Origin of the sequence: Kluyvera intermedia (assembly GCF_034424175.1) — a bacterium.
In the GTDB taxonomy this organism is placed as follows: Bacteria; Pseudomonadota; Gammaproteobacteria; order Enterobacterales; family Enterobacteriaceae; genus Kluyvera; species Kluyvera intermedia.
In genome coordinates this window covers 1602169-1619501 of sequence record NZ_CP139986.1, presented here as the reverse complement: position 1 = coordinate 1619501, position 17333 = coordinate 1602169, and the positions used below count along the sequence as shown (strand labels likewise).

The window sequence follows — 17333 nt, the reverse complement described above, 5'->3', positions numbered from 1 at the left end:
TTTACATGAACAATATGAACGTAATTATTGCCGATGACCATCCGATTGTGCTGTTCGGGATCCGTAAATCCCTGGAACAGATTGAGTGGGTTAATGTTGTTGGCGAATTTGAAGACTCCACTGCGCTAATTAACAATTTACCGAAGCTTGATGCTCACGTGTTGATAACCGATCTCTCCATGCCTGGCGACAAGTACGGCGACGGTATCACACTGATTAAGTACATTAAGCGCCACTTCCCGGCGCTGTCGATTATTGTACTCACCATGAACAACAACCCGGCGATTCTTAGTGCCGTGTTGGATCTCGATATTGAAGGGATTGTCCTGAAACAGGGTGCGCCGACCGATTTGCCTAAAGCTCTGGCCGCACTGCAAAAAGGCAAGAAGTTTACGCCTGAGAGCGTCTCTCGCCTGCTGGAAAAAATCAGCGCGAGTGGTTATGGTGATAAACGTCTGTCACCAAAAGAGAGTGAAGTATTGCGCCTGTTCGCCGAAGGTTTCCTGGTGACCGAAATCGCCAAGAAATTGAACCGCAGCATTAAAACCATCAGTAGTCAGAAGAAATCGGCGATGATGAAGCTGGGCGTTGAGAACGATATCGCCCTGCTGAACTACCTCTCTTCCGTTACCCTTTCTCCGTCAGATAAAGACTAACGTCGGATCTGGTGCGATTCCCGGCGGCGCTTCGCTTGGCCGGGCTACTTCGGGGAAGGCATTTGTGCCGACCCCGAGGTTTAACCACTATTCCGCGCTTTACGTACTCGCCGCTCTAACATGTAGCCCGGGCAAGGCGTTCACGCCGCCCCCGGGGTTTCACCCTTATTCCCGTGCTTTACGTACTCGCGTCGCATACACCGTTAAGGTCTGCTTGAGAACATCCAACGTCACCGGTTTGGACAGGCAGCTATCCATACCAGATTCCAGACAGCGCTGCTTCTCTTCCGCCAGCGCATTGGCGGTCACCCCAACCACCGGCAACGTCAGCCCCAGCTGGCGAATCCGCTGAGTCAGACGATAACCGTCCATATTAGGCATATTCACATCACTCAGTACGATATCAATATGGTTTTTGCTCAGCACATTCAGCGCATCCACCCCATCATTGGCGGTCATACACTGATAACCCAGCGATCCTAACTGATCTGCCAGCAAACGGCGGTTGATTGGATGATCGTCAACCACCAGGATCATCATATCGTCATTACTTTTTTCAGGTTGCTCGTGCGCCGAATGCAGTTCAGCCACATCGCCGGTTTCAAACTTAACCCGGTAAATACGCCCCAAAAGTGTCATCAGCTCATGAGGTGACACAATACTGTGCACCCACTCGCCCGGTGACCGTTGCTGCGGTATGCCAATATGGCGGCGACAGAATGTCACTGACGCTTTTCCCGTCCACGGCAACACCAGTTCATCGTCGGTAATCAGCAGATCGTCCGGCGCTGGCGTTTCTCCCTGATACAGGCGCACATCCAGGCCGTGGTAGCCCAGTAAGGTCTGAATAAAATCGGATAGCGCCACGTTACGTACCGCCAGCCAACAGCGGATGGTCGACAGGCTGCCAATCGCTAGCGGTGTTTGAGCCTGTTCACCGTACAGTGGAATACGCAGGGTGAACTGGCTGCCCATCCCCGGCTCGGTCTCGACCGAGATATCGCCATCCATCATATTGACCAGCTTTTCACAAATCGCCAGCCCCAGCCCGGTACCCTGGAAATTACGCTGCACCCCGGTTCCTACCTGGAAGAACGGGTCGAACAGGCGCACAACTTCTTTTGCCGGGATCCCCACGCCGGTATCACGGATGCTGATGCTGAGGTAATACCCTTCCCGCTTGAGATGCAACACAATGCACCCCACGTCGGTAAACTTGATAGCATTGCTCAGAATATTGGAGATCACCTGCTGCAAACGCATCGGGTCCCCCATCAACTGTGCCGGTACGTCAGGCTCGATAAAGCAGTACATTCCCAGCTGTTTTCTCACCACCAGCGGCAAATAGTTGGCGGTGATATGGTTCATCACCTCTTTTGGCGAGAACTCGCACGGTTCAATTTTGAGCTGTTCGGACTCAATCTTTGAGAAGTCGAGAATATCGCTGATAATCTTCAGCAACAGCGCGGATGAGTTGTTCATTGCCGTAACCAAACGATCAACGCCCTTCGGCAACTCTTTGGTTTGCAATAAATCGAGGTTACCAATGATGCCGTAGAGCGGTGTACGCAGTTCGTGGCTAACGGTCGCAAGGAACATCGACTTCGACTGGCTCGCCTGCTCTGCCGCCTGCGCCATCTCCTGCAAGGATTCTTCCATTTTGACGCGAGAACTCACGTCTACCAGGACGCAGATCGCCACGTTTTCATTGCGATAGCGCGAATGCACAAAGCTAATTTGCAGGTTGGTATTGTTGCTGGTCAGCACATCGACAAAGTTAACCTGCTGGCCGCAAATAATCTGCGTCAATCGCTGACGGTCTTCATGCGTCAGCATATTCAGATAGTTATGCGCCAGTTCATTGCTCAGAATATTGGTGCCATCCTGCGTGCGCAAAATACAGATCCCAACCGGTGCAGAAGCGACAATTTTCCGGTTGAACTGCTCATGTTCTTCCAGTCGTAATGCATCAGACTCGGCCGGCAGGAAGATACGGCGCTCGTACATTCGCGCCAGGGTAAACAGCGCAATACCTGTCAACAGGTTTAACAGCAGCGCATTCAAAACCAGCACGCGGATACGCTCCAGCACAGCATCCAGCGGTACGGAATACGCAATGCTGAGCGACGAGGGAGAGAGCGTCTTCTTCAGAACCAGTTCGCGATAGCCTGCGGTATAACCAAACCACAAACGCTCCTGCAACGCGCGCGTGCCAATACGCAATTTGGTATCAGGCCCCGCTAGTGAGATTAACGTCTCGCCATTATCATCCAGTATCGACACGCCCATCGGTATGCTGCCAGGGGTGAAAAAGTTTTCTACGCGGATGGTCTGTTCAACACCCAGCAAGGCCTGCAGGCGATTTGCCAGATAGACTGGCGTCAGCGCATAGAAATAGCCGACGCTGTGACGTGGCCCTTGACCTACCCAGAACAGATTACCACCTCGTTCATCCTGCGGCGCATTGCGATAGGCCATAATGCGCTCATGTAGCGCTTTTAGCGCTTCACCACGCTCAACCGGCATTTCACGCAGACCAAAGTTGGCCATGCAGAGATTATCGCTGCCAATTAAAAAGACACGGTTGAGATCGTAGGCGGCGGAGAAGTTTTCTCGCCAATAGCGCAAGAACCAGGATAAGGACTCCAGCGGGCCGCGCCAGGTTGTATCAAGAGTGCCGCACTCGGAGTCAGCAAAAAGCGGCTCAAAGTCCGGGATGTCGGCGCTATCATGCGTAGCACCTAATGGCAATACACCGTTTGGCACATTGAGTCGATTTTCCGCAATATACTTCAGCTCTTTTATAACATCGGAGGTGCGCTGGAAGTAACGCTGCGCCTGATCGGTATTGAGATTAAATTCCTGGCGGATTTCCGACTCTTTCTGATGCAGGGCATTCACGATATAGAAACCTGAAATCAGCGCAATAAGTAGCCAAAGCAGCAAGGCCAGCGCCCGAAAAAGGTAACGTGAGACTTTTAGCGTGGTGCGAAAGGAGACTAGATATTTCAAAGTGGAGAAACTCTGCCGTCAAGGGCTAACAGGATGTGGTTAAGGTAGCGGGAAAAGCTCTTTGCCGCAATCAGAGAGTCGCCTAAGCGAGGGGTATGGTGCCGAAAACTCACGCCTGATACATAAAAAAAGGGCCGGTATTCACCGACCCTTTATTAACAACGCGACGAATTACTCGTCTGCGTCGTCCGCAGCTTCATCATCGCTTTCGGTTTCAGGTGCGATGTCATCATCACCTTCCGCCGCGCTACCGTCGATAGCATCCAGCTCTTCGTCATCCACCGGTTCAGCAACACGTTGCAGACCCACTACGTTTTCGTCTTCCGCAGTACGGATGAGGATAACGCCCTGGGTGTTACGTCCAACGATGCTAACTTCCGACACGCGAGTACGCACCAGCGTACCGGCATCGGTGATCATCATAATCTGATCGGTGTCGGTAACCTGCACGGCGCCGACCACAGAACCATTACGCTCGGTCACTTTGATCGAGATAACGCCCTGTGTCGCACGAGACTTGGTCGGATACTCTTCAGCAGCGGTACGTTTACCATAACCGTTTTGCGTCACAGTCAGGATAGCGCCTTCGCCACGTGGGATAATCAGCGAAACAACTTTGTCTTCGCCCGCAAGCTTGATACCACGTACGCCGGTCGCAGTACGACCCATTGCACGGACGGCATCTTCTTTAAAGCGAACCACTTTACCGGCGGCGGAGAACAGCATCGCTTCGTCAGAACCGGAAGTCAGATCGACGCCAATCAGCTCATCGCCTTCGTTCAGGTTAACCGCAATAATACCGGCTGAACGCGGACGACTGAACTCGGTCAGCGCCGTTTTCTTCACGGTACCGCTGGCGGTCGCCATAAAGACGTTCACGCCTTCTTCGTACTCGCGTACTGGCAGAATCGCGGTGATACGCTCGTTAGCTTCCAGCGGCAGCAGGTTGACGATTGGACGTCCACGCGCGCCACGGCTTGCTTCCGGCAGCTGATAAACTTTCATCCAGTACAGACGACCGCGGCTAGAGAAGCACAGGATCGTGTCGTGGGTGTTGGCCACCAGCAGGCGGTCGATAAAGTCTTCTTCTTTAATACGTGCGGCTGACTTGCCTTTACCACCACGACGCTGTGCTTCGTAGTCGGTAAGCGGCTGATATTTCACATAGCCCTGATGGGACAGAGTGACCACCACGTCTTCGCGGTTGATCAGATCTTCAATGTTGATATCAGAGCTGTTCGCGGTGATTTCAGTACGACGCGCGTCACCGAACTGTTCACGTACCAGTTCCAGCTCTTCACGGATCACTTCCATCAGGCGATCGGCACTGCCCAGAATGTGCAGCAGTTCAGCAATTTGTTCCAGCAGCTCTTTGTACTCGTCGAGCAGTTTTTCATGCTCAAGGCCGGTCAGTTTCTGCAAGCGCAGATCCAGGATAGCCTGTGCTTGCTGTTCAGTCAGATAGTACTGACCGTCGCGCACGCCGAATTCAGGTTCCAGCCACTCAGGACGCGCAGCATCATCACCGGCACGTTCCAGCATCGCAGAAACGTTGCCCAGCGCCCATGGACGCGCAACCAGACCCGCTTTCGCTTCAGCAGGAGTCGGTGCACGACGGATCAGTTCAATGATCGGGTCGATGTTCGCCAGCGCAATCGCCAGTGCTTCTAAGATGTGCGCACGATCGCGGGCTTTACGCAGTTCAAAGATAGTACGGCGTGTCACCACTTCGCGACGGTGACGGACGAAGGCTGCGATAATGTCTTTCAGGTTCATGATCTTCGGCTGACCATGGTGCAGAGCGACCATGTTGATACCGAAGGAAACCTGCAGCTGAGTCTGGGAGTATAGGTTGTTCAGAACCACTTCCCCGACCGCGTCGCGTTTGATTTCAATCACGATACGCATGCCGTCTTTATCAGACTCGTCACGCAGCGCGCTGATGCCTTCAACACGTTTGTCTTTAACCAGCTCGGCGATTTTCTCGATCAGGCGCGCTTTGTTCACCTGATAAGGAATTTCGTGCACGATAATGGTTTCACGACCGGTTTTCGCGTCAGCTTCTACTTCCGCGCGGGCGCGAATGTATACTTTGCCGCGACCGGTACGGTAGGCTTCTTCAATACCACGACGACCGTTGATGATCGCCGCAGTTGGGAAGTCCGGACCCGGAATGTGTTCCATCAGCCCTTCAATGCTGATGTCTTCGTTGTCGACATACGCCAGACAGCCGTTAATCACTTCCGTCAGGTTATGCGGTGGAATGTTGGTTGCCATACCTACGGCAATACCAGAGGCACCGTTCACCAGCAGGTTAGGAATTTTGGTCGGCATGACGTCTGGAATACGTTCGGTACCGTCGTAGTTATCGACGAAATCTACCGTTTCCTTTTCCAGATCGGCCATCAGTTCATGGGCGATTTTCGACATACGGATTTCCGTATAACGCATCGCTGCGGCGGAGTCGCCATCGACAGAACCGAAGTTACCCTGACCATCCACCAGCATGTAGCGCAGCGAGAACGGCTGTGCCATACGGACGATAGTGTCGTAAACCGCGGTATCACCATGCGGGTGATATTTACCGATTACGTCACCCACGACACGGGCTGATTTTTTATAGGCTTTGTTCCAGTCATTGCCCAATACGTTCATGGCGTAAAGTACGCGACGGTGTACCGGCTTCAGGCCATCTCGAACATCCGGCAGCGCACGGCCAACAATGACCGACATGGCATAATCCAGATAAGAGTTCTTTAACTCTTCCTCGATGTTGACCGGTGTAATTTCTCTCGCAAGGTCGCTCATCTAACCGCTATCCCTCTACTGTATCCCGGATTCAAAGGTCGCAAATTATAACACATTCGCGTAAAGACAGGTAAACCCATTACACCCGCCAGACGCTTTATTCGCTCGGTGGTGCTGATATACTCGTTGGCAATAACGAAATAAGGAGCAAGAACACCCATGAATGCCGAAAAAGCTGCGGTTGCGCACAACGTTGACCACGAAGAGATTGCCAAGTTTGAGGCCGTCGCGTCACGCTGGTGGGATCTGGAAGGTGAATTCAAGCCGCTACACCGTATTAATCCCCTGCGTCTTGGCTACATTGCCGAGCGCTCGGGTGGCCTGTTCGGCAAGAAAATCCTTGATGTCGGCTGCGGCGGCGGCATTCTGGCAGAGAGTATGGCCCGTGAAGGCGCGACGGTGACCGGGCTGGATATGGGCTTTGAACCGCTACAGGTTGCGAAACTGCACTCACTGGAAACCGGTATTCCGGTTGAGTATGTGCAAGAAACCGTCGAAGAACACGCCGCGAAGCACGCCGGGCAATACGACGTCGTCACCTGCATGGAAATGCTGGAACACGTTCCAGATCCACAATCGGTGGTAAAAGCCTGCGCACAGTTGGTGAAACCCGGCGGACAAGTTTTCTTTTCAACCCTCAACCGTAACGGCAAATCCTGGCTGATGGCGGTGGTCGGTGCGGAATATATCCTGCGGATGGTGCCAAAAGGCACGCACGACGTGAAGAAATTCATCAAGCCTGCCGAACTGCTTGGTTGGGTTGACCAGACCGTATTAAAAGAGCGCCACATGATTGGCCTGCATTACAATCCGCTGACCAACAGTTTCAAGCTGGCACCGGGCGTGGATGTTAACTATATGCTGCACACTACTGCTAAAGCTGAATAACGTCACATCCCGGCGGCGCTGCGCTTGGCCGGGCTACCTGGCTACAGGCAAAATGTAGCCCGGCCAAGCGCAGCGCCGCCGGGAAAGCCGAACAGCTTCATTTAGATCACCCACTCATCATTGGTAGTATCAATACGATATATTTGCGCTGTGTCATATTGCGCAACAACTACCTTCGACGAAGAAATCAGCACTCGATCAAATTTTCATTTTTTTTTGCAAATTATTGACATCCTCGCCAGCCCTTACGCGCCGTGGACTTCGCGTTTTTTACCCTTTCACAACCTCAATTCAACATCAAAATCAACTCTTGTACTCAAAAGAATCCAGACTAGAATACTCACCATATAGCGTTTAATTAATCATCAAACCCCTACATATAGTATTTATCCACAGGTTTTGCTACAACGGCGATTGTGGATAAGCAGGGGACATTTTCCTTTTCACGGACAGGTAAATATCACATGAATCAGAGTCTGCTGGTGACGAAGCGTGACGGTCGTACAGAACGCATTAACCTCGACAAAATTCATCGCGTGCTGGATTGGGCAGCGGAAGGGCTGCAAAACGTGTCGATTTCTCAGGTCGAGCTGCGTTCACACATTCAGTTCTATGATGGAATGAAGACATCCGACATTCATGAAACCATTATTAAGGCCGCCGCAGACCTGATCTCTCATGACGCACCCGATTACCAGTATCTGGCCGCGCGCCTGGCGGTATTCCACCTGCGTAAAAAAGCCTACGGCCAGTTCGAGCCACCGGCCCTGTTCGACCATGTTAAGCACATGGTAAATCTGGGGAAATACGACAATCATCTGCTGGAAGACTATACGGAAGAAGAGTTCAAGCAGATGGACTCGTTTATTTCGCACGACCGTGACATGACCTTCTCTTACGCAGCCGTTAAGCAGCTGGAAGGCAAATATCTAGTGCAGAACCGCGTCACCGGTGAAATTTACGAAAGCGCCCAGTTCCTCTATATTCTGGTAGCAGCTTGCCTGTTCTCGAACTACCCGCGTGAAACCCGTCTGCAATACGTTAAGCGTTTCTACGACGCGGTGTCGACGTTCAAGATTTCTCTGCCAACGCCAATTATGTCCGGCGTGCGTACCCCGACTCGCCAGTTCAGTTCTTGCGTACTGATTGAGTGCGGCGACAGCCTCGACTCCATCAACGCCACCTCCAGCGCGATTGTTAAATACGTTTCCCAGCGCGCCGGTATCGGTATCAACGCGGGTCGTATTCGTGCGCTGGGTAGCCCAATTCGCGGCGGTGAAGCGTTCCACACCGGCTGTATCCCGTTCTATAAACACTTCCAGACCGCAGTGAAATCCTGCTCTCAGGGCGGTGTGCGTGGCGGAGCTGCAACGCTGTTCTACCCAATGTGGCACCTGGAAGTTGAAAGCCTGCTGGTTCTGAAAAACAACCGCGGCGTTGAAGGCAACCGCGTACGTCACATGGACTATGGCGTGCAGATCAACAAGCTGATGTACACCCGCTTGCTGAAAGGCGGCGACATCACCCTGTTCAGCCCGTCCGACGTCCCGGGTCTGTACGATGCGTTCTTCGCCGATCAGGACGAATTCGAACGCCTGTACACTCAGTACGAAAACGACGACAGCATTCGTAAGCAGCGTGTGAAAGCGGTTGAGCTGTTCTCACTGATGATGCAGGAACGTGCTTCTACCGGCCGTATCTATATTCAGAACGTTGACCACTGCAACACCCACAGCCCGTTTGACCCGACCATCGCACCGGTGCGCCAGTCGAACCTGTGTCTGGAAATCGCTCTGCCGACCAAACCACTGGACGACGTGAACGACGAAAACGGCGAAATCGCGCTGTGTACCTTGTCCGCATTCAACCTTGGCGCCATCAAAAGCCTCGACGAACTCGAAGAGCTGGCAGTACTGGCAGTGCGTGCACTGGATGCCCTGCTGGATTACCAGGACTACCCAATTAAAGCGGCACAGCGTGGCGCAATGGGCCGTCGTACGCTGGGTATTGGCGTCATTAACTACGCCTACTGGCTGGCGAAAAACGGCAAACGTTACTCTGACGGCAGCGCAAACAACCTGACTCACCAGACCTTTGAAGCTATTCAGTATTACCTGCTGAAAGCGTCTAACGAACTGGCAAAAGAGCAAGGCGCATGCCCGTGGTTCAATGAAACCACTTACTCTCAGGGTATTTTGCCAATCGATACCTACAAAAAAGACCTGGATGCAATTACCAGCGAACCGCTGCACCTGGATTGGGAAGCGCTTCGTGAGTCGATTAAGACCCACGGCCTGCGTAACTCTACCCTGTCTGCATTGATGCCGTCCGAGACCTCTTCGCAGATCTCTAACGCCACCAACGGTATTGAACCACCGCGCGGCTACGTGAGCATCAAAGCGTCGAAAGACGGTATCCTGCGTCAGGTTGTACCGGACTACGAACACCTGAAAAACGCCTACGAACTGCTGTGGGAAATGCCGAATAACGACGGCTACCTGCAACTGGTTGGCGTAATGCAGAAGTTTATCGACCAGTCTATTTCGGCCAACACCAACTATGACCCAACGCGTTTCGCGTCAGGCAAAGTGCCAATGCAGCAACTGCTGAAAGACTTGCTCACCGCCTACAAATTTGGCGTGAAGACTCTGTACTATCAAAACACCCGTGACGGTGCCGAAGATGCGCAGGATGACATGGTAGCGTCTATTCAGGACGACGGCTGTGAAAGCGGCGCATGTAAGATCTAAAAAGTATTGCCGGGCAGCGCTGCGCTGCCCGGCCTTTGATTTCCGTCATGTCTGGATAGTGATGCAAAAAACCTTACCCAGAATGCGGATTTATTTGCGATGATATTGTAAGCAGGTAAGTAAACGCCATCCGGCATTACTCTCCAGACAGGATTGACATCAATGGCATACACCACTTTTTCACAGACGAAAAACGATCAGCTCAAAGAGCCGATGTTCTTTGGCCAGCCGGTCAACGTGGCACGCTACGACCAGCAAAAATATGACATCTTTGAGAAGCTTATCGAAAAGCAGCTCTCCTTCTTCTGGCGTCCGGAAGAAGTTGACGTGTCCCGCGACCGTATCGACTATCAGGCGCTGCCAGAACACGAAAAACATATTTTCATCAGCAACCTGAAATATCAGACGCTGTTGGACTCTATCCAGGGCCGTAGCCCGAACGTGGCGCTGCTGCCGCTGATCTCCATTCCGGAGCTGGAAACCTGGGTTGAAACATGGGCGTTCTCTGAAACGATCCACTCGCGTTCTTATACCCATATCATCCGTAATATCGTTAACGATCCGGCGATTGTGTTTGACGACATCGTCACCAACGAACAGATCCAAAAACGTGCGGAAGGGATCGCTGGTTATTACGATGAGCTTATCGAGATGACCAGCTACTGGCATCTGCTTGGTGAAGGTTCGCACACTGTGAACGGGAAAACCGTCACCGTGAACCTGCGTGAGCTGAAGAAAAAACTCTACGTGTGTCTGATGAGCGTGAACGCGCTGGAAGCGATTCGCTTCTACGTCAGCTTCGCCTGCTCCTTCGCCTTCGCTGAGCGCGAACTGATGGAAGGCAACGCCAAAATCATTCGTCTGATCGCCCGTGACGAAGCGCTGCACTTGACCGGTACCCAGCATATGCTGAACCTGCTGCGTAGCGGCGTGGATGATCCGGAAATGGCAGAAATTGCAGAAGAGTGTAAGCAAGAATGCTACGACCTGTTTGTCCAGGCGGCGGTGCAGGAAAAAGAGTGGGCAGACTATCTGTTCCGCGACGGCTCAATGATTGGCCTGAACAAAGACATTCTGTGCCAGTACGTTGAGTACATCACCAACATCCGTATGCAGGCAGTTGGCCTGGATCTGCCATTCCAGACGCGCTCGAACCCAATTCCGTGGATCAACACCTGGTTGGTGTCCGATAACGTGCAGGTTGCACCGCAGGAAGTGGAAGTCAGCTCGTACCTGGTCGGACAGATTGACTCGGAAGTGAATACTGACGATCTCAGCGACTTCCAGCTCTAATGAGCCGCGTTTTTCTGCGCATCTCTGGCACCCGCTTGCAGTGTCAGGATGAACACCCGTCGCTGCTGGCGGCACTGGAATCTCATCATGTTGAGGTGGAATACCAGTGCCGTGAAGGCTACTGCGGCTCCTGCCGCACACGGCTGGTCTCAGGTCAGGTTGACTGGTTAACCAAGCCGTTGGCCTTTATACAGCCGGACGAAATTTTGCCCTGCTGTTGCAGGGCAAAAGGTGACATTGAAATAGAGATGTAAGGTAGAGCCTATTCCGATAGGCTCTCAGTACACTTCGCAACAGCTAACGCGCCGGCACCGCCCCCTGGCGTTACCCAACATCCCCACCATCGCTTCATTACAACGCTATCTCGCCCTGCACACTGGCCTCCACTCGCTGACTCAATCTGCCCCTCGCAAAAGTCGACCTTCTGCACAAAACGCGCTGACAGACTTTCGATTAATGCTCGTTTATGTTCGATATCAAACAATTCAACCAATAAATGTGACTTACTGTTTGCAAAGCGAACAGTAAGGACAACGTATGAATCGCGCCCCTGTACAGGAATATGACGCCATTATCATCGGCGGCGGTGCCACCGGAGCCGGGATCGCCCGCGACTGCGCGCTACGTGGCCTGAAAGTGGTATTGGTTGAACGTTTTGATATCGCCACCGGTGCCACCGGACGCAATCATGGGCTGCTGCACAGCGGCGCGCGCTACGCGGTGACCGACAGCGAATCCGCTCGCGAATGCATCAGTGAGAATCAGATCCTAAGGCGTATTGCTCGCCACTGCATTGAACCCACCAGCGGCCTATTTATCACGCTGCCGGAAGATGCGCTGACCTACCAGCAAACCTTTATCACGGCTTGTCTCGCCGCAGGCATTGAGGCCGAAGCGATTGACCCCGCGCAGGCAAGACGCCTCGAACCCGCAGTTAACCCTGGGATAATCGGTGCCGTTCGCGTACCGGACGGCACCGTGGATCCTTTCCGCCTGACCGCCGCCAATATGCTTGACGCCCGCGAACATGGCGCGACCATTCTCACCGGCCATGAAGTCACCGGTCTTATCCGCCAGGGCGACCGGATACAAGGCGTTGCGCTATACCACCACGCCACCCATGAAAAAAGCGAATTGTATGCACCGGTGGTGGTCAATGCCGCCGGGATCTGGGGGCAGCGTATTGCCGAATATGCCGACCTTAAAATTCGCATGTTCCCGGCAAAAGGTTCGTTGCTGATTTTCGAAAGCCGCATCAACCAACACGTGATCAACCGCTGCCGCCCGCCAGCGGATGCGGATATTCTGGTACCCGGCGACACAATTTCACTGATTGGCACCACGTCAACGCACATTGATTACGACGATATTGACCGCTGCCGCGTGACCGCCGATGAAGTTGATATCCTGCTACGCGAAGGGGAAAAATTGGCACCGCGCATGGCGAGCACCCGTATTTTACGTGCTTACTGCGGCGTGCGCCCGCTGGTTGCGAACGACAACGATCCCAGCGGGCGCAGCGTCAGCCGGGGCATCGTCCTGCTCGATCACGCTGAGCGTGACGGTCTGGAAGGCTTTATCACCATTACCGGCGGTAAGTTAATGACCTATCGTCTGATGGCCGAATGGGCGACCGACGCCATCTGCCGCAAACTAAACCACGCTCGCCGCTGCACAACCGCCGAGATACCGCTTCCCGGCTCACAGGAGCCAACTGAGAAAACCCTCCAGCGGATGATTTCCCTGCCCACTCCGCTGCGCGGCTCTGCCGTCTATCGTCACGGCGACCGCACGCCAACATGGCTGGGTAACAGCCGCCTGCACCGCAGCGTAGTCTGCGAATGCGAAGCCGTGACCGCGGGCGAAGTACAGTATGCCGTGGACAATCTGGCGGTGAATAACCTGCTGGATTTACGTCGTCGTACGCGCGTGGGCATGGGAACTTGTCAGGGCGAGCTGTGCGCCTGTCGTGCTAGCGGCTTGCTGCAACGCTTTAACGTTACCACCTCCACACAAACGTTGGCCCAGCTTTCCGATTTCCTCAACGAACGCTGGAAAGGCGTGCAGCCTATCGCCTGGGGTGATGCACTGCGCGAGAGCGAACTGACGCGTTGGGTGTATCAAGGATTGTGCGGTTTACACAAGGAGCCTGAAGATGAAATTCGATAGCGTTATCGTTGGCGGCGGCCTGGCGGGTTTGCTGTGCGGGATACAGTTGCAAAAAGCGGGGCTGCGCTGCGCCATCGTCAGCCAGGGTCAGAGTGCGCTGCACTTCTCTTCCGGCTCGCTGGATCTGCTGAGCGCCTTGCCTGATGGACAACCGGTTAGTGACACCGCACACGGGCTTGCTGAACTGTCGGCGCAATCGCCCGATCACCCCTATTCCCGAATCGGTGCCGATAACGTCCTGAATTACGCCCGCCAGACGGAGCTTCTGCTCGCGGAATGCGGCATTCCAATGCAGGGTGACCTCGCACAATCACATCAACGCGTCACACCGCTGGGTACGCTGCGCGCGGCCTGGCTAAGCCCAACCGAAGTGCCGGTTGCACCGCTAAGTGAAGGACGTATCCGCGTGGTCGGTATTAGCGGTTTTCTCGACTTCCAGCCGCATCTGGTGGCCGGAGAACTGCAACAGCAAGGGCTCAGTGTCGACACCGCAGAAATTGACCTGCCGGAACTGGACGCATTGCGCGACAACGCCACCGAATTCCGTGCGGTAAACATTGCCCGAGTCCTTGATGAACAAGCATTGTGGCAGCCGCTGTGCCAGGCGCTGCTGCCGCTGTGTGGCGGTTATGATGCCCTGATGATGCCCGCCTGCTTTGGTCTTCGTGATAACACCCTGCTTGACTGGTTGAACGCTCGCCTGCCTTGCCCGCTGTATTTGCTCCCCACGCTGCCGCCGTCTGTTCCGGGAATGCGCCTGCATTCCGCGCTACAGCGGCAGTTTATCGCGCAAGGCGGTACCTGGATGAATGGCGATAAAGTGGTTCGCATCAGCCACGCTGAGGGTGAAATTCGCGAAATCTGGACGCGCAATCACGGCGATATCCCGCTGCGTCCACGTTTTGCCGTGCTTGCCAGCGGCAGCTTCTTTAGCAACGGCCTGACCGCGGGGCGTAACAGCATCCGTGAATCGATTCTGGGACTGGATATTCTCTCCCCTTCACCGCGCGCCCAGTGGTATCGCGAGGATTTCTTTGCCTCGCAGCCGTGGCAGCGATCGGGGGTTATCGTGGATAACCATCTGCACCCCACGCTACACGGCGAGACGCTGAACAATTTGTTTGCCGTAGGCTCGGTGCTTGGCGGTTTTGACCCTATTGCCGAGGGCTGTGGCGGCGGAGTGTGTGCTGTTACCGCCCTGCATGCCGCGCAGCAAATTATCGCGTTAACGGGAGGCCAGGCATGAGCCAGCAAAGTTTTGAAAATTGCATAAAATGCACCGTCTGCACCACCGTCTGCCCGGTCAGCCGCGTGAACCCTCGCTATCCGGGGCCGAAGCAGGCCGGGCCGGACGGTGAACGCCTCAGACGTAAAGACAGCGGGCTGTACGATGAAGCGCTAAAATACTGCATTAACTGCAAGCGCTGCGAAGTGGCCTGCCCGTCCGATGTCAAAATTGGCGATATCATCCAGCGCGCCCGTGCCGACTACAGTCAGGCAAAACCGGGGCTACGCGACGCGATTCTTAGCCATACGGATTTGATGGGCACGCTGTCCACACCGTTTGCCCCTGTCGTCAACGCAGCTACCGGTCTAAAACCCGTCCGCCAGCTGCTGGATGCCTCGCTGAAAATAGACCACCGCCGGAGCCTACCCAAATATTCGTGGGGTACTTTCCGCCGCCGCTATCAGCGTATTGCCGCGCGCCAGGCGCAGTTTGCCGAACAGGTGGCGTTTTTCCACGGTTGCTATGTGAACTACAACCATCCACAGCTTGGGCTAGACCTGATTAGCGTGATGAATGCACTGGGCGTGGGCGTGCAATTGTTGAGTAAAGAGAAGTGCTGCGGCGTACCGCTGATTGCTAACGGTTTCTTCGACAAAGCGCAACGTCAAGCGCAAAGCAATGTGACATCGCTGCGCGAGGCCATTGTCGATAAAGGCATCCCTGTACTGGCAACGTCCTCCACCTGCACCTTTACGCTACGTGATGAATACCCGCATCTGCTGGAGGTGGATAACCATAACCTACGTGACAGCATCGAGCTCGCCACCCGTTGGCTGTGGCGCAAGCTGGACGCTGGTGCGGAGCTTGCATTAAACCCTCTCCCGCTGAAAGTGGTTTATCACACGCCGTGCCACATGGAGAAAATGGGCTGGTCGCTGTATACGCTGGAGTTACTGCGCAAAATACCGGGACTGGAATTGCAGGTGCTAGAGTCAAACTGTTGCGGCATTGCCGGCACTTACGGCTTTAAAAGCGAGAACTATCCGACGTCACAGGCGATAGGTGCTCCGCTGTTTGCGCAGATTGAAGCCAGCGGCGCGGACCTGGTGATTACGGATTGTGAAACCTGTAAATGGCAGATAGAGATGTCCACCAGCAAGCACTGTGAACACCCCATCTCCCTGTTGGCGCAGGCGCTTATAACACCAACGAATCCACGACGTTAATCCAGCCGTGTTCGCTGGCAACCGGGCGGCCGTGCAGCCAGCGACGCAGCATATTTAATGCCATCATCGCGCACACTTCCTGACGCACAACCAAACTGTGGCGCGTGTTGCTAAACTTCAGCTGCAATGCGTATGTCTGCTCAGGCGTGGAGAGCGCGATGTTGATGTGCTCAGATTCCAGGCCACTTACCGCCAGTGCCAATCCAGCAAAGTGATTCACCCGACGTTCCGCCGCCCAACGCGCGGTTTGCGCCAGGGTCTCATCCTGCGCGGGCACCACTTCGCTGGCCAGCAGCGGCGCGGCGGCACGAGAAAGCTGTAGCGCCAGCAGACCACTGGTGAACTGTTCACTCAAGGTCAGGCTCAACTGTTTTTCTTTCAGCACGCGCGCTATCTGCGCGGGCAGCCCTTCAGTGCCTTCAAAAATCAGACTTTCACCCGCGACTTTCTGCACTTCCGGCCATAGCGCCAGCATGGCATCACGGTGTTCCGCAGGCCCGGTCAGCTTAAGCTCGATAATCGGCATGGAAGAGCGATACCCCATGGTAACGCCCGGCGGTAAATCGAGATGTTGAAGACTCTGGGCAAGATCGCTTTCGGAACGGCCAAAGGTCGTCAAACGCAGGCAGATTGGCGGCTCGCCCACCGGATAACGCTGGCGAATACGCGGCAGAATTTCTTTTTCCACCATCACTTTGAATTCAGACGGTACGCCGGGGGTGAAAAACATCAGACAGCGATTGAGCTTCACCGCAAAACCGCAGGCGGTGCCGACGGGATTATCAATTAGCTCAGCGCTAGCGGGAATTTCCGCCTGCTTGCGGTTGCTCGGCGCCATCACGCGGCCACGCTCGGTAAAGAAGCGCTCCATGCTTGCCAGCCACTCTTCATGCAAAATTAGCGATTCGCCTTTCGCCGTCGCTGCCGCCAGTGCGCTGAGATCATCGCTTGTTGGCCCCAGGCCGCCGTTGACGATTAATACATCTGCCTGCGTGCTGCGCTCACGAAGGATAGCGACCAGGGAATCGAGGTTATCACCCACGGTGTTACGTCGCGTGAGCGGAATACCCTGCTGGAAACAAAAGTCCGCAAGCCAGGCCGCATTCGTATCGACAATCTGTCCCGATAAGACTTCGTCACCCGTGGACAGCATCTCTACCGTTATCATCACTTACTCCAGTAAAAAGAGAACGGTTTACTATAACGTATGGTGAGAAATTAATAACCTGGCTCATAGGGGTTATTGCGGTAAACAACTGAAGGGAGTAACAGAAGTGACGAACAGGCGCAGCGTTGTGCTGCG

At 54.2% G+C, this 17333-nt stretch carries 11 protein-coding genes; 8 read left to right on the top strand and 3 right to left on the bottom strand.

Annotated features, from left to right (window positions below; genetic code table 11):
• The first annotated feature begins 5 nt into the window (after nucleotides 1–5).
• Nucleotides 6–656, top strand: coding sequence for a response regulator transcription factor RcsB (gene rcsB, locus U0026_RS07790; RefSeq protein ID WP_062772482.1), 651 nt, complete (start codon nucleotides 6–8; stop codon nucleotides 654–656).
• A 165-nt stretch (nucleotides 657–821) separates the two neighbouring features.
• Here the strand turns inward: rcsB and rcsC are convergent, their stop codons facing one another.
• Nucleotides 822–3668 (bottom strand): two-component system sensor histidine kinase RcsC, encoded by a 2847-nt coding sequence (gene rcsC, locus U0026_RS07785; RefSeq protein ID WP_062772485.1) that lies wholly within the window; start codon nucleotides 3666–3668, stop codon nucleotides 822–824.
• 171 nt (nucleotides 3669–3839) lie between these two features.
• The gene (gene gyrA / locus U0026_RS07780; protein ID WP_062772487.1) at nucleotides 3840–6476 is read right to left on the bottom strand and encodes a DNA topoisomerase (ATP-hydrolyzing) subunit A; all 2637 of its coding nucleotides are present in this window, start codon (nucleotides 6474–6476) and stop codon (nucleotides 3840–3842) included.
• Nucleotides 6477–6635: 159 nt separating this feature from the next.
• On the opposite strand from gyrA, the gene ubiG reads away from it, so the two are divergent.
• From ubiG to glpC, 7 genes are all read left to right on the top strand, one after another.
• Nucleotides 6636–7364, top strand: coding sequence for a bifunctional 2-polyprenyl-6-hydroxyphenol methylase/3-demethylubiquinol 3-O-methyltransferase UbiG (gene ubiG, locus U0026_RS07775; RefSeq protein WP_062772490.1), 729 nt, complete (start codon nucleotides 6636–6638; stop codon nucleotides 7362–7364).
• Between the two features lie 464 nt (nucleotides 7365–7828).
• Nucleotides 7829–10114, top strand: coding sequence for a class 1a ribonucleoside-diphosphate reductase subunit alpha (nrdA, locus tag U0026_RS07770; protein WP_062772493.1), 2286 nt, complete (start codon nucleotides 7829–7831; stop codon nucleotides 10112–10114).
• Nucleotides 10115–10276: 162 nt separating this feature from the next.
• Nucleotides 10277–11407 (top strand): class Ia ribonucleoside-diphosphate reductase subunit beta, encoded by a 1131-nt coding sequence (gene nrdB, locus U0026_RS07765; protein WP_062772496.1) that lies wholly within the window; start codon nucleotides 10277–10279, stop codon nucleotides 11405–11407.
• Nucleotides 11407–11661 (top strand): class I ribonucleotide reductase maintenance protein YfaE, encoded by a 255-nt coding sequence (yfaE, locus tag U0026_RS07760; protein ID WP_062772499.1) that lies wholly within the window; start codon nucleotides 11407–11409, stop codon nucleotides 11659–11661. The genes nrdB and yfaE overlap by 1 nt, the downstream gene beginning before the upstream one ends.
• Before the next feature lie 283 nt (nucleotides 11662–11944).
• Nucleotides 11945–13576, top strand: coding sequence for an anaerobic glycerol-3-phosphate dehydrogenase subunit A (gene glpA, locus U0026_RS07755; RefSeq protein WP_062772502.1), 1632 nt, complete (start codon nucleotides 11945–11947; stop codon nucleotides 13574–13576).
• Nucleotides 13563–14822: a glycerol-3-phosphate dehydrogenase subunit GlpB gene (glpB, locus tag U0026_RS07750; RefSeq protein ID WP_062772505.1), complete on the top strand. Its 1260-nt coding sequence runs from the start codon at nucleotides 13563–13565 to the stop codon at nucleotides 14820–14822. The genes glpA and glpB overlap by 14 nt, the downstream gene beginning before the upstream one ends.
• Nucleotides 14819–16030, top strand: coding sequence for an anaerobic glycerol-3-phosphate dehydrogenase subunit GlpC (gene glpC / locus U0026_RS07745; protein WP_062772508.1), 1212 nt, complete (start codon nucleotides 14819–14821; stop codon nucleotides 16028–16030). Before glpB ends, glpC begins: the two co-directional genes overlap by 4 nt.
• On the opposite strand, the gene U0026_RS07740 is transcribed toward glpC, so the two are convergent.
• Nucleotides 16002–17198 carry a nicotinamide mononucleotide deamidase-related protein YfaY gene (locus U0026_RS07740; RefSeq protein WP_062772511.1) on the bottom strand — a complete coding sequence of 399 codons (1197 nt, stop codon included), beginning with the start codon at nucleotides 17196–17198 and terminating at the stop codon, nucleotides 16002–16004. The genes glpC and U0026_RS07740 overlap by 29 nt on opposite strands.
• Between the last annotated feature and the right edge of the window lie 135 nt (nucleotides 17199–17333).